The following is a 14048-nucleotide window of genomic DNA, read 5'->3' on the forward strand; positions in this document are numbered from 1 at the left end:
GGCCGGAAATGATACGCATCACGCACAGCGTGCGCATCGTCTCTAACGTGTTTGCTGCATTGCTGACATCTGGATTACTGCTTGCGTCGGTCGATGATCGCGCCAATGCGCAAGGCGTGTCTGCCAGCGATGAATGCAAAAGCATATCGGTCGGCGGGGCGGATGGCTGGGAACCCGTTACCTATATCGACAAGGACGGGCGACAGGTCGGGCTTGGGATCGACATCCTTCAGGAATATGCCCGCAAGCATGGCTTTCGTCTTGAATTGCATCTTGATATTCCCTGGACCCGGTCCTTGCAGATGCTTGAAAAAGGCGAACTTGATGTCATTGCAGGGGCCTATTTCACCGAAGAACGCAATGATCTTTTCCGATACAGCATCCCGTTTGCCTATGACGAGGTCATGGTCTTTCAGCACAAGGACCGGCAATTTGCCTTTTCCGGGATCGAGGATCTGGTAAACCAGCGTGGTGCCCGCCCGCAGGGGGGCAGTTATGGCGACTTTGTCGATACCTATGCGCGCGATCATCTCGACATGATCTATTCGCCAACCGGCAACAAGATTTTCGATGTTCTTTTGACCGAACGGGTGACCTATGTGTTGCTGGGGCGCTATGACGGGTTGACCAATATCTATCGCGACAAACTTGAAAACGAGGTTTTTGCCGTCGAACCGCCGCTAGTACGCAATGACGTAAGACTGATGTTTTCGCGCACAACCCCGTGTCTTGACGATATTGCCGCCATCAATCTGCTGATTACCGAACTTGAAGAAAACGGCACCCTTGCCAGCATGACATCGGCACATCTGCACAAACTTGCCAGTGACAAGGAAAGCGGGACCTGAGGCATATCGGCAAAGGCCCGCCGCAATCACGGCAATACCCGCAAACCGTAACAACCAAACATCCCGACAGCGCCACAAACAAAAAAGCGGGGCAAGATACCCTGCCCCGCCCCGGCACACTGCATGGTCAGTGCCCGCTTTGATTGTGTGACCGTTTGTAACGGATCGATGCCTAGTCCGATTTCTGCATCACGGTTTCATCGGCCTTGGCCAGAACTGCATGCAGCAAAACCTGCCCACCGGCATCCGACCAGTGTTTGTGGACTTCTTCGATTTCGTTATGGGAAATCCCGTCCACGCACGGGATAAAGATCATCGCAGTCGGGCAAACCTGTGCGAGATAGCAGGCATCATGCCCCGCCCCCGATACGATTTCGCGGGCCGAGAACCCGCCAAGTTCCGCGCCCTTGCGCACCGCATCGACACAGGACGGATCAAACGGCACCGGGGCATAATAGAAAATCTGCTCCAACTCGGTTTTCAGGCCGATGTCAGCGGCGATCTTTTCCACTCCTTCGCGAAGGGCCTTGTCCATATCGGCCAGAACCGCATCGTCGGGGTGGCGGAAATCGACGGTAAAGAAGACCTCGCCCGGGATGACGTTGCGGGAATTCGGATGGATCTGCATCATGCCCACCGTGGCACAGGCCAGCGGCGACCGATCCAGACCGATCTTGTTGACCAGATCAATCACACGCGCCGCCCCAAGAAGCGCATCCTTGCGCGTTTTCATCGGGGTCGGACCGGCATGGGCTTCGACACCGGTGAATTTGATTTCATACCAGCGCTGCCCCTGGGCATCGGTGACAATACCGATATCCTTGCCTTCATCTTCAAGGATCGGGCCCTGTTCGATATGGGCTTCGAAATAGGCCCCCATCGGATGGGCATCAATGGTCGGCTCGTCCGGGCCCATATAGCCGATCCGTTTCAGTTCCTCGCCCATGGTTTTGCCATCGACGTCAGCCCGTGAATGACCGTATTCAAGGTCAAACACCTTGGCAAAAACGCCCGAGGACACCATCGCCGGAGCAAAACGTGAGCCTTCCTCATTTGTCCAGCACACGACTTCAAGCGGGGCTTCGGTTTCGTATTTGGCTTCATTAAGAGCGCGGATCACTTCAAGCCCCGAAAGCACGCCATAAACACCATCATATTTGCCGCCGGTCGGCTGGCTATCAAGATGGCTTCCCATCACCACTGGCGGAAGATCGGGATTGCGGCCTTCGCGACGGGCAAAGATATTGCCCATCTTGTCGATCCGGATCGAGCATCCCTCGGCCTTGCACCATTTGATGAACAGATCGCGGCTTTCGCGGTCAAGATCGGTCAGCGCCAGACGGCACACGCCATCCTTTGCGGTTTTGCCGATCTTGGCCATTTCCATCAGGCTGTCCCAAAGGCGGTCACCATCAATTGACAGATTTCGGACACTGGGTTGAAGAGTCATTATTCAGTCCTTTTGGTTGGTGGCTTATTCCGCGGCAAGGCGCATCGGGTTCAACGGGTGTTCCGGCCAGGTCATGGGCGGCTTGTCGGTTTTGACCGGTTCCATGGTGATGCAATCAGGCACCGGACAAATGTGATAGCAAAGGTTGCAGCCAACACATTCCTCGTCGACAACTTCAAACAGGCGGCCGCCTTCGGGCTTGTTGGTCATGGTGATCGCCTGATGTGAGGTATCCTCACATGCGATGTGGCAACGACCGCATTCGATGCAGTTATCCGGGTTGATCACGGCTTTGGTGTCAAAGTTCATGTTCAACTCGTTCCAGTTCGCCACCTGCGGCACGGCGGCACGGGTGAACTGTTCGACACTGGTGTAACCCTTGTCATCCATCCACTGGCTCATGCCGTCGATCAGATCATCAACCACGCGGAAACCATAGATCATGGCGGCGGTACAAACCTGAACCGCGTTGGAGCCCAGCGCCATGAATTCGACCGCATCTTTCCAGGTGGTGATGCCGCCAATGCCGGAAATGTGAAGGTTCTTCGTTTCCGGCGTGCGGGCAATTTCGGCCACCATGTTCAGTGCAATCGGCTTGACCGCCGACCCGCAATACCCGCCATGCGTTCCCTTGCCATCGACCATCGGTTCTGGGACCATCTGATCGATATCGACCGAAATGATCGAGTTAACGGTGTTAATCAGCGATACCGCATCCGCCCCGCCTTTATAGGCGGCCTCGGCCGACCACAGGATATTGGTGATATTGGGTGTCAGCTTGGTAAAGACCGGGATATCGACCGCATCCTTGACCCAGCGTGTGACCTGTTCGACCATTTCCGGCACCTGCCCGATAGCCGAACCCATGCCGCGTTCGCACATGCCATGCGGGCAACCAAGGTTAAGCTCGATGCCATGCACGCCACTTTCGGCGATCTGCTGGGCAAGGTCCTTCCAGGAGCGTTCTTCGATCGGGGCCATCATCGATCCGATAATGACGTGATCTGGATATTCCGCACGGCATTCACGGATTTCCTGAAGGTTCACGGACAACGGACGATCCGAAATCAGTTCGATATTGTTGATGCCGAGCAAACGACGGTTCTGGTCATGGTGCGCACCATAGCGCGACGATACGTTAACCACGGGCGGATCAATGCCCAGCGTCTTCCAGACAACCCCGCCCCAGCCTGCTTCAAAGGCGCGAACGACGTTGTATTTTTTGTCGGTCGGCGGTGCAGATGCCAGCCAGAACGGGTTTAGCGAATCAATCCCGGCGATTTTGCAACTTAGATCAGCCATTTTCTCTCTCCCTTTGACTGGCGGTTATGCGCTGGCGGATTTCAGGAATGCATCAATGGCAATGGCGGCCTGTTTGCCGTCCTCGACCGACTGAACCGTCAGGTCCTCGCCGCTTTTGATGCAGTCCCCACCGGCGAACACGCCCGGGGCTGTTGTCTGATAGTTTTCATCGACCACGATTTTGCCGCCGGCGATCTCCATTCCGGCAAGGTCATCGGTTTTGATTTTTTGTCCGATGGCTTTCAAAATCTGATCGGCGCGCACTTCGAAAGTTTCGCCGGTGCCAACCAGCTTGCCACTGGCATCAAGTTCGGTTTTTTCGAACTCCATGCCAATCAGCTTGCCATTGGCCTTGATCGCGACCGGCTTTGCCCAATAGCGGACAACCACACCATTGGTTTTCGCCAGATCCTGTTCGAATTCGGTCGCCGACATATGTTCGGCACCACGGCGATACACCAGGGTGACTTCATCTGCCCCAAGGCGCTTGGCCTGAACCGCGGCATCGATTGCGGTGTTACCACCGCCAATGACAATCACCTTGTCACCAACCGGCATGTCGGTTTTGGGTTCGGTCTGACGAAGCTTTTCGATAAAGCTGATGGCGTCATCAATGCCCGGGAATTCTTCGCCCTTAAGGCCGAGATTGTTGGTCGATCCAAGACCGACACCGACAAATACGGCGTCATAGGAATCTTTAAGCGCCTCGATGCTGATATCGCGGCCAAGCGCCTTGTTGTATTCAATGCGAATACCACCGATGCCAAGCAGGAATTCAACTTCGCGCTGGGCGAAATCATTGGTCATCTTATAGGCGGCCAAACCATATTCGTTCAGACCGCCCGGTTTTGCCTTGGCCTCAAACACCGTGACATTATGGCCCAGCATCGCCGCGCGATGCGCACATGAAAGACCCGCCGGACCGGCCCCGATCACGGCAATCGATTTGCCGGTTTCCGGCGCACGCTTGAACGGATGGGGCAGATCGCGCGCCATCAAATGATCAACGGCAAAACGTTGCAAACTTCCGATTTCAACAGCCGTGTCTTCGGCGACGTTACGTACGCAGGCCTCTTCGCACAGCACTTCGGTCGGACAGGCACGGGCACAGGTGCCGCCCATGATATTGGCTGACAAAATGGTCTTTGCCGCACCATCCGGGTTGCCGGTGCTGATTTTGCGGATGAAGGTCGGGATATCAATCGATGTCGGGCATGCGGTGACACAAGGGGCGTCATAGCAATAAAGACAGCGGTTGCTTTCTGCCATTGCCTGAAGGGTGGAATATGGCGGATGCAGATCGGAAAAACCGTCATCTGCGTCATTGTGGCCGATGCCGCCATGATGGGCACCGGATTTGGAAACTTGCTTGGCCTGCAAGGTGGTCATTGGTTTTGTCTCCCTGCCAAAAAGGCGTCCTCTCCTGATGTCGTCGAGAGACAAAACAAGAATGCAAAAACAGTCTGACCGTTATCGGCACGGTAATCCCGTATCGGGATTGAAGATGGAATTATGGCGTGCGCGGACGGGGCGGGCCCGACCAACTCTGGGTCTTTCTGTTCTGAACATTCTTGGCGTATCCGTTCAGCAAATGCTGAACTGTTTCCCAGTATCTAATCTGTCGTGCGGTTATGGTTTCAGGGTTATCCCCGGTTGATTACACGTACAGATGCCTCTCTCTGACGGTTACAGCATGTCCAATCCTGATCATTTGGTCAAGATTAAAAATCCGAATTGTTATTCCTGCGTCAAAACGGCTGATTTCCCCACGGAAACGCCATCTGCAACCAGCTGGCGCTTGGATTTCTTACTGCTCTCAAACATCCGCCATCACATTGATTTGGCGATATTTTACGCTGGCTTTAACCCGATGAACTAAAGTAACGTTATGTCATAAGCCCATTTCGGATCGCGCGTGATGACATCAAACGAAACTGCCACGGACACCCTTCCCGATCGTCAACCATCGGTTCGGGCCGTTGCCATGCCATCGGACACCAATCCGAGCGGCGATATCTTTGGCGGCTGGCTGATGTCGCAGATGGATCTGGCGGCCGGGACCGCGGCGGCACGCCGCGCCAAGGGCAGAACCGCCACGGTCTTTGTCGATACCATGTCGTTCCTGCGCCCGGTCCATGTCGGGGATGAAGTTTCTTTCTTTACCGAAATCATCCATGAAGGCCGTACATCGCTTCGCATCAATGTCGAAGCCTGGCGCCAGACCCGGTTTGAAGAAACATCAGAAAAGGTCACCGAAGGCGTCTTTACCTTTGTCGCACTTGATAACGAGGGCCGCCCGCGCCCGATTGATCCGGAGCCGGAAGCCGCGACAGCCTGAACCAGTCCGAACAATAAAAACGCCCGCAAACCATTGCTTGCGGGCGCTTTGCGATACCAGCGTTCAGAACGCTATTCCATGACTTCGATATGTTCGTCATCGGATGGCTTGGCCCGTTTGGGCCCCTGCATCAGCAACAGCAACGGCACCACCCCGATCACGATCCACATCATCGCCTGAAAATCATTGAGATAGGCAATCGTGCTGGCCTGTGCGGTGACAACCTTATTAAGCATCACCGCCCCGGTCTGTGTGTGCCAGTCCCAAAGATCGGGCAACCACGGGCTTTGCAGGACCATGCGGAACGGTGTCAGCTTTTCGGCCAGACTTGCATGCACCACCTGGGTATTCTGGGTCAGCATGGTGGTCATGACCGAAATGCCGATGCTTGATCCGATATTGCGCATCAGGCTGAACATCGCCGTGCCTTCGGTCCGGTAATGCGGGTTCAGGGTCGCAAAGGTAATCGTACTAAGCGGCACGAAAATGAAACCAAGCCCGATCCCCTGAATGATGCCGGTCCGGATAATCACGAACTCGCTGACATCGGTGGTAAATCCGATCATCTCGTAAAGTGACAAGGCCGTCATAAACAGACCAAACAGGATCAGAAGCCGGGTATCAATCCGCCCGACCAGTCGCCCGACCATCATCATGGCAATCATGGTGCCCACCCCGCGCGGCGCCAGCAACATGCCCGCGGTCACCACCGGATATCCCATCAGGTTTTGCAAGAATGGCGGCAACAATGCCAAAGTCGCCAGCAACACCACGCCAACCACAAAGATGAAAAACAGCCCGACGACAAAGTTCCGGTCGGCAAACAGCCCCGGTTCCAGAAACGGGTTTCTTGCGGTGAACATATGGACGATGAACATATAAAGGCACACCGCCGCCAGCGCCGTTTCAATGATGATTTCCCACGATGAAAACCAGTTCTGGCTTTCGCCGCGATCCAGCATCATCTGAAGCGCACCGATCGACAGGCTCAGCAATGCAAAGCCGAACCAGTCAAAGGACAGACCGGGCTTTTTGTCGGTTTCGGGCACAAAGGCCATGATGCCAAACAGCGCCATCAAACCGATGGGAAGGTTGATGTAAAACACCCAGCGCCAGTTATAAAATTCGGTCAGATAACCGCCCAGCGTCGGACCCAAAATCGGACCCAACATCACCCCCATCCCCCACATCGCCATGGCCGAGCCATGCTTTTCCTTGGGGTAGGTATCAAGCAACACCGCCTGTGACAGCGGCACAAGCCCCGCACCAAACGCGCCCTGCAACAGGCGGAACGCCACCATTTCTTCAAGCGACACCGCCGCCCCGCACAGCATGGAGGCAATGGTAAAGCCGGTAACAGAGACCAGAAACAGCTTCTTGCGGCCAAAGCGCGCGGCCAGGAAACCGGTCGGCGGCGTCATGATCGCAGCCGCCACGATATAGGATGTCAGCACCCAGGAAATCTGATCCTGGGTCGCGGCCATGCTGCCCTGCATATGGGGCAAGGCAACGTTGGCAATGGTGGTGTCGAGTGCCTGCATGATGGTTGCAAGCATGATCGAAACGGTGGTCAGACCGCGTTCAAGCGGCGTTGTCTCGCTGGCCGCCGTGGCGGCAGCACTCATTGTGCGGCCCCGGGCATCGCATGACCGGTTCCGGTTTCAGTTCCGGCTTCGGCCTGATTGATGCCAATCCATGACATCATGGTGGCGGCAAATGCCGGGACTTCGCGCTGGTGATGGGTGTCTATTTCGACTTCGGTGCTCATGCCGGCGCGGAGCGGCGGCAGATCATCAGCACGATTGATGGCGATGCGCACCGGAACGCGCTGCACCACCTTGACCCAGTTGCCGGTCGCATTCTGCGCCGGGATCACGGAAAATTCCGCCCCGGTCGCCGGTGCCACGGAATGCACAACCCCGTGCCAGACATGATCGGGATAGGCATCCACCTTGATGTCGGCTTCCTGTCCGGGTTCAAGATGGGTCAGTTCAACTTCCTTGAAATTGGCGTCAATCCATTGAACGTCGCTTGAAACCAGACTTGCCATCGCCGAACCGGCTTTGACATAGGCACCTTCTTCGGGCTTGTTGCTCAGCACGCCATTAAACGGTGCAATGATTTCGGTGTGTTTCAGATCAAGCTCGGCCCGGGCCAGATCAAATTTTGCCTGCTGATATTGCGGCAGATTTTCAATCGGGGTATCGGCATCCCCACCCAGCTTTGACAGGGTGGTTTTCATCGCCCGCTGATTAAGGACAATGCGCTGCTTGGCGGCCAGAAGGTTGTTCTGGGCTTCGTCAAGGGCTGCTTGTGATGCCACATTGCTTTTGCGCAGCGCCTGCTGCCGATCAAATTTCTTCTGGGCGTAATCGAGATTGATCTTGGCCAGTTCAAGACTGCCTGCCAGTTCGTCATAGCTGTGACGCAGGGCGTCGACTTCCTGTTTGATCGCATTCAGATTGGCATGGGCGCGTTCAACCGCGATCTGATAGGGGCGCGGATCAATGCGAAACAGCACGTCGCCCTTGTGGACCTGCTGGTTTTCATCGACCAGAATTTCACTGACCGGTCCGTCAATTTCCGGTGCGATGGCCACCATATCAGCATGGACATAGGCATTCTCGGTGCTGACAAACCGCCCGCCGGTATAATACCAGTAGGCCCCGCCCACCACGACGGCAAGCGGCCCGGCCAGCAAAAGCATCGGACGCAACCAGCGTTTTCTTGGTTTTGACACAGGATTTTCGTTCGCTGCCGACGGGGCAGCATTCTGATTTTGATCTGACATGATTTTCGGGGCCTTGATTTATGCGGTCTTTGAGCTGTCTGGCTTTGAACCGGCTGGCTTTGGGTCGGTTGGCGCGTCGGTGTCGGTATGCTTGCTGCCCTGTTCGACAGCGGTCAGGTTGTCATGCATCCGGCCCAGAATAGAAATCAGCATCTGCTGCATGTCCGGGGTGATCCCGGTCATGGCATCTTCGCGCGCCGCAGCCGCAACCACATAAATGCGATCAAGCAGCGGTTTGGCCGCATCGGTCACGTAAAGCTGAAAGGCGCGCCGGTCATCGGGATCGGGCCGGCGTTCGACCAACCCTTCCTCGACAAGCTTGTCAATCAGGCGTGCGGCTGTAATCGGCTGGATTTCAAGCATTTCCGCCAAGGCAACCTGACGCATGCCTTCGCCACGCGCAACATAGACAAGCGCCTGCATCTGGGCCTGGGTCAGGCCGAATTCGTCCGCGTGACGCATGAAATTGCGCCGCATCAGACGGGTCACGTCCTTCATCAAAAAGCCGATATTCTGTTTGGGATCGGTGAATTTTGGCATTCGCCAACTCTGTCAAAGTCGCATGGTTGATATATAATAAGCAATATATACTATATCACCTTGATGACTTCAAGTCAGTTGCCATCATCCCCGCCCTGCGGCAATGACATGGCTGCTGATCATCACGGGTCTCTATGCAAGCAGGGGCAAATATGCGATTTTAATCGGCACAGGCAGCAGGCTGTGATAGAAGCCGCGCCAGAGAGATTTCCCGCAGACGACCAAATAGAAAAGACCCGCAAGTGATGAGTGATCAATCGCGCCGTTCCGAATTGCTGATGCCCGCAGGCTCGCTCGAAAAACTGAAAGTGGCTGTGCTGTATGGCGCGGACGCCGTCTATATGGGTACACCCGATCTGTCATTGCGGGTCAAAAGCCAGATGTCGCTTGAAGACGTGGTCGAAGGCATTGAATTTGCCCACAGCCACGGTGTTCGCGTTTATCTGACGCTGAACCTGTTTTCGCATAACAAGGATATCGACAAACTTCCGGAATATGTCGACACCGTGCGCAAATGCATGCCCGATGGCCTGATCGTGGCCGATCCGGGTGTATTCATGTTTGTGCGCGAACATGCGCCGGAACTTGATTTGCATGTATCGACCCAGGCCAATGTCTGTTCCTGGCAGTCGGTCAAATTCTGGCAAAGCATCGGCGCCAAGCTTGTGGTGCTGGGCCGCGAGGTTTCCTATGCCGAACTGACCGAAATTCGTGAAAAATGCCCCGACATCAAGATCGAGGCATTCGTGCACGGGTCGATGTGCATGACCTATTCGGGTCGTTGCCTTCTGTCGAACTTCATGGCCGAACGCGGTGCCAACCAGGGGGCGTGTGCGAACTCGTGCCGCTGGAAATACAAAGTCCACATGAAGCTTAAGGACGGTACGGTCAAGGAACTCAAACTGACCGAAGAAAACCTTGAGATGTTTGACTTCTTCCTTGAAGAAGACATGCGTCCGGGCGAACTGATGGAAATTCAGGAAGACGAACGCGGGTCCTATATCCTGAACTCGCGTGATCTTTGCATCATGCCGAAGCTGGAAGATTACCTGAAAATCGGTGTCGACAGCCTCAAGGTCGAAGGCCGTGGCAAAAGCCCCTATTACGCCGGTCTGGTTGCCCGTGCGTACCGCATGGCAATTGATGACTGGTATGAAGACCCGGAAAACTGGTCTGCCGAAGAATATATGAAGGAACTGGCGACCATTCCGAACCGGGGCTATACCCTTGCGTTCCATGATGGCCGCCTGACCAACTACGCGCACGGCTATGACAGCAACACCAACGTTTCGGACTGGGAATTTGCCGGAATGATCGAGGAAGTCGAAGACGACGCCTTTATCATGTCGGTCAAAAACCGCATGTTGCCCGGTGACGTGATTGAAATCGTCCCGCCGCGGTCACGCCAGACCATTTTCATCCGCATGTATGAATTCATCGATGCCAAAACCGGCAAGGTCGGCGAAGCGGTTCATGCCAACACCCATCCGCGCATCCGTCTTCCGTTCAGCCTGTTTGAACAGGAAGACCCGGAATTCCTGCGTCGTGAAGTGCTTCCGATGACCATCGTGCGCAAGGAAAAGGCCCTTTCCGAGGATGAATGGCAGCGCCTGAAACTTGATCAGGAAGGCCACAAGATCGAAATGGGCAAAGGCAACGAAGACCGCTATGACGCCAAACGCGAAGCGCTTCAGACCGCCCTTGATGACCGCCAGAAGGAACGTTCGTTCCGCACCCCGCGTGTCGGCACCAAGGGGTGCTGTGGTCGTGGCTGTAACGGTTGCCTGATCTTCTGGCACGACCCGACCTATGCCAAGGCACGCGAAATCCTTGCCAAACGCAAACAGGGCGAGATGCTGGAAAAAGACGGCAAGACGATTGCCGCTGAATAAGCAGCCCTGATATCCAAACATGAAAAACGGCAGCCCCATGGGACTGCCGTTTTTGTTTGATTATTTGATTGCCTTTTCGGCCTGCTGTTCAAGCTTGTCGATGCGTTTAAGCCCGAACCAGCCAAGCCCGAGGAACACAATCAGCAAGACCGGGCTTAACAGTGTCAGATTGCGTTCAAGCAGTTCCGACATCCCTTCGCCCAGCACATACCCCAGCGCAAAATAGATCCCGATCCAGATCAGGATCGATGCGATGCTAAGCGGCAGGAACCGCATGAATGACATCGAACTCATGCCGACCGGAAATACGCTGATCGATCGGATGGTGTTGGGATAGCGGCACAAAAGGATATAGGCGACGCCATAATGTTCGAACAGGCGCAATGTCTTGCCCATCCATTTCGAAAGGGCGTCGGGCATTTTGCGGACAATCGCATCACCATATTTGCGCCCCAGCCAGAACCGCAAAAGATCACCGGCCACAGACCCGGAAATCATCGCGATCATCGATGGCCCCAAAAGAAGGCTTTCGGACACCACAAACACACCGACAAAAACCGGCAGGATGCTGGCCTTGCTCACGCAATAGGTAAAGATCAGGCTATAGACCAGCTGCTGGTGATCCTGAATCCAAAGATTGATTGTCTCGAACACGGCAAACCCGCCTGAATGATGAAGATTGCAAGCCTTCTAGGTCAATCGGCTTCAAGACGCGAGTGTGCCGGTTCACAGTATATCTTCAGGCCAGTTCAAACCGGATCGGTTGCGCCCCTTCCCAAAGCGTCATCTTGCCGAGCTTTTCAAGGTCATCAAGATTGCTGGTCACGGTGATGAAATGGTTACCCGCAAGCTGGCCGACCTTTGAGGCGAAATGAACCCCGCCATAGGCCAGCAGGATTTCGGTTTCGCTGATGCCGCCGGGATACAGGATGATCTGCCCCGGTGCCGGGAAGCTTGTGTGGTTTTCATAGCCAACGCCGAACTGGTAATCACCAAGCGGCATCCAGACGCCCTCGCCGCTCCAGCGCACATGGACGGCTTTGCTTTCGAACGGCATGCGTTCAAGAAACGCCTTGCAGGTTTCAGGGGCCTTGGCGGTTTCAAGCACACCGTCAAAGGTAAACGGGCCGGCGGTGATTTTAATCTTGGTCATGTTTGGTCCTACGCAATCAATAATATCCAGCCCAGCGCCATCCCCAGACTGATCAGGGTGACGGGCACGCCGATGCGGGCGTAATCGGCAAAGGAAATCACCGTACCGGCCTTGGCGGCCTGTTCAACGGCAATGATATTGGCAACCGAGCCGACAATCAGAAAATTACCCGACAATGTGCTGAAAACCGCCAGGGCATGCAACATGCTTTGCGACCAGTCCGGCCCAAGGGAAAGCAACATCATCACCAGCGGCACATTGCCGATGGTATTGGATCCCGCCAGCGACACGCCAAGCAGGACGGCGGGTTGATCAATGCGAAGACCAATCAGCAGATCGCGAAAAAAACCGGCAATCACGTCATCGCCCGACATCGCGCCGGTGACAATGAACAGGCCGCAAAACAGCGCCAGCAAATGCCAGTCAACACGCCCCAACACCTGATCGGTGCCAAGCTTGCGACTGAGCAACAGCATCGCAACAATCAGCAAACACCAAAGTGCGCGTTCTTCGACAAAGACAAAGATCAGGATCACCGCAATCGTTGCCACCACCGCCTTGGTCAGCATGGCACGGTTCAGGGTAATTGTTTGATCCGCATCGATACGGGGCCCGGGATTGGCAAAGCGCAACAGGTCGCGCGTGGCCGGCCCGTAAACCAGCACCAGATAAACCACCACAAGCCCGATCAGCGCCGGCACCCCGCAGGCCAGCAGAAAGGCCATGAAATCAAGCTGGCCGAATTCGGCAATCATCAGGTTTTGCGGATTGCCGATCAGGGTCGCGGCCGATCCGGCATTGGCCGCACAGGCAACCGCAATCACAAACGGTTTGGGATCAAGACCGCGTGCCACCACCCCGGCAATCAGGATCGGTGTGACCGCCCAGACCACCACATCATTGGTCATCACGGCTGACAGGCCACCACACACCATGATCACACCGGCAAGCAACCCGCGCGGCGTCAGATCAAGATGAATGATGCGATCGCCGATCCAGTCAAAAAAGCCGCTGGCGGCATATTGCGATGACAACACCATCAGGGTCAGCAAAACCGACAGGGTGGCGAAATCCACCGCGGCAAGGGCCTGATCACCATCAATCGCCCCGGCCAGCAACAGGATCAGCGCCCCGATCACGGCAATGCCGGTACGATTGATCGCAAGTCCCGGCCAGCGCCCCAGCGCCATGCCGAAATAGACTCCCCCGAATACAGCAATAATCAACCAGTCCACATCAGGCCGTCCTGTTCAAATGGATGCGCGACGCGTGCGCAATTCAAAGCGATATGTATCGTCAAACCGGTCCCGGGACACGATCAATCGGGTGACAGGATATGCACAAATTGCAATGCCCCATACCAAAATGCGTTAACTCATACCCCGGCCTGGTAAAAACACGGCCTTTTGAGCCATTTTTTGCGTTGCGGCATATGTTCTTCGACGATCCTGCGATTGTTTCAGGACAAAAGGGATGAAAATTTCACTTGCGCCGGGAAAGCAACAGGCGTAAATCCCACCTTGCCCAAAGTCGCACGTGCCTGTGGTGGTCCTGCTTACTGGAACCCGTAGGACTTACTTAAAGCAACGACGGTGTAGGGCTTTTTTGGTCTCAGGTGGCGTCCAAATCCACCGACACTAAAGAGGCACACCATCATTGCCCACGTGCGGAACGGGAAATCCCATTCCATAGCGAGGCAGACTTAACTTCGCAGTTCCGGTTGGCCCCGGAGCT

12 protein-coding genes are annotated in these 14048 nt (G+C 55.3%); 3 read left to right on the top strand and 9 right to left on the bottom strand.

Annotation, left to right across the window (positions count from 1 at the left end):
* Positions 1-8 precede the first annotated feature (8 nt).
* Entirely contained in the window at positions 9-848 is an 840-nt protein-coding gene (locus tag SIB88_RS16055) for a substrate-binding periplasmic protein (protein ID WP_412558530.1), read from the top strand.
* Between the two features lie 172 nt (positions 849-1020).
* Here SIB88_RS16055 and SIB88_RS16060 read toward each other — a convergent pair whose 3' ends face one another.
* The 3 genes from SIB88_RS16060 to SIB88_RS16070 are packed head-to-tail and all read right to left on the bottom strand — an operon-like array spanning position 1021 to position 4989.
* Positions 1021-2298 carry a Zn-dependent hydrolase gene (locus SIB88_RS16060; protein ID WP_287465845.1) on the bottom strand — a complete coding sequence of 426 codons (1278 nt, stop codon included), beginning with the start codon at positions 2296-2298 and terminating at the stop codon, positions 1021-1023.
* Between the two features lie 24 nt (positions 2299-2322).
* Complete coding sequence (preA, locus tag SIB88_RS16065; RefSeq protein WP_412558531.1) at positions 2323-3600, bottom strand: NAD-dependent dihydropyrimidine dehydrogenase subunit PreA; 1278 nt, start codon at positions 3598-3600, stop codon at positions 2323-2325.
* A gap of 24 nt (positions 3601-3624) precedes the next feature.
* Positions 3625-4989 carry an NAD(P)-dependent oxidoreductase gene (locus SIB88_RS16070; RefSeq protein ID WP_068517966.1) on the bottom strand — a complete coding sequence of 455 codons (1365 nt, stop codon included), beginning with the start codon at positions 4987-4989 and terminating at the stop codon, positions 3625-3627.
* Between the two features lie 529 nt (positions 4990-5518).
* Here SIB88_RS16070 and SIB88_RS16075 point away from each other — a divergent pair.
* Entirely contained in the window at positions 5519-5938 is a 420-nt protein-coding gene (locus SIB88_RS16075; RefSeq protein ID WP_412558532.1) for an acyl-CoA thioesterase, read from the top strand.
* Positions 5939-6009: 71 nt separating this feature from the next.
* Here SIB88_RS16075 and SIB88_RS16080 read toward each other — a convergent pair whose 3' ends face one another.
* The 3 genes from SIB88_RS16080 to SIB88_RS16090 all read right to left on the bottom strand — a co-directional run bounded on the left by SIB88_RS16080 (position 6010) and on the right by SIB88_RS16090 (position 9269).
* Positions 6010-7563 carry a DHA2 family efflux MFS transporter permease subunit gene (locus SIB88_RS16080; RefSeq protein ID WP_412558533.1) on the bottom strand — a complete coding sequence of 518 codons (1554 nt, stop codon included), beginning with the start codon at positions 7561-7563 and terminating at the stop codon, positions 6010-6012.
* Entirely contained in the window at positions 7560-8678 is a 1119-nt protein-coding gene (locus SIB88_RS16085) for an HlyD family secretion protein (protein WP_412558534.1), read from the bottom strand. Before SIB88_RS16085 ends, SIB88_RS16080 begins: the two co-directional genes overlap by 4 nt.
* 69 nt (positions 8679-8747) lie before the next feature.
* On the bottom strand, positions 8748-9269 hold the full coding sequence (locus tag SIB88_RS16090; protein ID WP_412558535.1) for a MarR family winged helix-turn-helix transcriptional regulator: 522 nt from the start codon (positions 9267-9269) through the stop codon (positions 8748-8750).
* Positions 9270-9514: 245 nt separating this feature from the next.
* Here SIB88_RS16090 and SIB88_RS16095 point away from each other — a divergent pair, with 245 nt between their 5' ends.
* Complete coding sequence (locus SIB88_RS16095) at positions 9515-11161, top strand: U32 family peptidase C-terminal domain-containing protein (protein WP_068517961.1); 1647 nt, start codon at positions 9515-9517, stop codon at positions 11159-11161.
* A gap of 60 nt (positions 11162-11221) precedes the next feature.
* Here SIB88_RS16095 and SIB88_RS16100 read toward each other — a convergent pair whose 3' ends face one another.
* The 3 genes from SIB88_RS16100 to SIB88_RS16110 all read right to left on the bottom strand — a co-directional run bounded on the left by SIB88_RS16100 (position 11222) and on the right by SIB88_RS16110 (position 13549).
* A complete protein-coding gene (locus tag SIB88_RS16100; RefSeq protein WP_068517960.1) occupies positions 11222-11815 on the bottom strand; it encodes a DedA family protein in 594 nt (197 codons plus the stop codon).
* 85 nt (positions 11816-11900) lie between these two features.
* Entirely contained in the window at positions 11901-12314 is a 414-nt protein-coding gene (locus tag SIB88_RS16105) for a DUF3830 family protein (RefSeq protein ID WP_068517959.1), read from the bottom strand.
* An 8-nt stretch (positions 12315-12322) separates the two neighbouring features.
* Positions 12323-13549: an SLC13 family permease gene (locus SIB88_RS16110; protein WP_412558536.1), complete on the bottom strand. Its 1227-nt coding sequence runs from the start codon at positions 13547-13549 to the stop codon at positions 12323-12325.
* Positions 13550-14048 lie beyond the last annotated feature (499 nt).

Origin of the sequence: Thalassospira sp. MIT121401, from assembly GCF_047125595.1 — a bacterium.
In the GTDB taxonomy this organism is placed as follows: domain Bacteria; phylum Pseudomonadota; class Alphaproteobacteria; order Rhodospirillales; family Thalassospiraceae; genus Thalassospira; species Thalassospira povalilytica.

Bases quoted from the DNA above. Each gene is read 5' to 3' on its own strand.
- SIB88_RS16080 (WP_412558533.1), bottom strand. From the start codon at position 7,563: ATGAGTGCTGCCGCCACGGCGGCCAGCGAGACAACGCCGCTTGAACGC.
- SIB88_RS16060 (WP_287465845.1), bottom strand. From the start codon at position 2,298: ATGACTCTTCAACCCAGTGTCCGAAATCTGTCAATTGATGGTGACCGC.
- SIB88_RS16055 (WP_412558530.1), top strand. From the start codon at position 9: ATGATACGCATCACGCACAGCGTGCGCATCGTCTCTAACGTGTTTGCT.
- preA (WP_412558531.1), bottom strand. From the start codon at position 3,600: ATGGCTGATCTAAGTTGCAAAATCGCCGGGATTGATTCGCTAAACCCG.
- SIB88_RS16075 (WP_412558532.1), top strand. From the start codon at position 5,519: ATGACATCAAACGAAACTGCCACGGACACCCTTCCCGATCGTCAACCA.
- SIB88_RS16095 (WP_068517961.1), top strand. From the start codon at position 9,515: ATGAGTGATCAATCGCGCCGTTCCGAATTGCTGATGCCCGCAGGCTCG.
- SIB88_RS16105 (WP_068517959.1), bottom strand. From the start codon at position 12,314: ATGACCAAGATTAAAATCACCGCCGGCCCGTTTACCTTTGACGGTGTG.
- SIB88_RS16090 (WP_412558535.1), bottom strand. From the start codon at position 9,269: ATGCCAAAATTCACCGATCCCAAACAGAATATCGGCTTTTTGATGAAG.
- SIB88_RS16070 (WP_068517966.1), bottom strand. From the start codon at position 4,989: ATGACCACCTTGCAGGCCAAGCAAGTTTCCAAATCCGGTGCCCATCAT.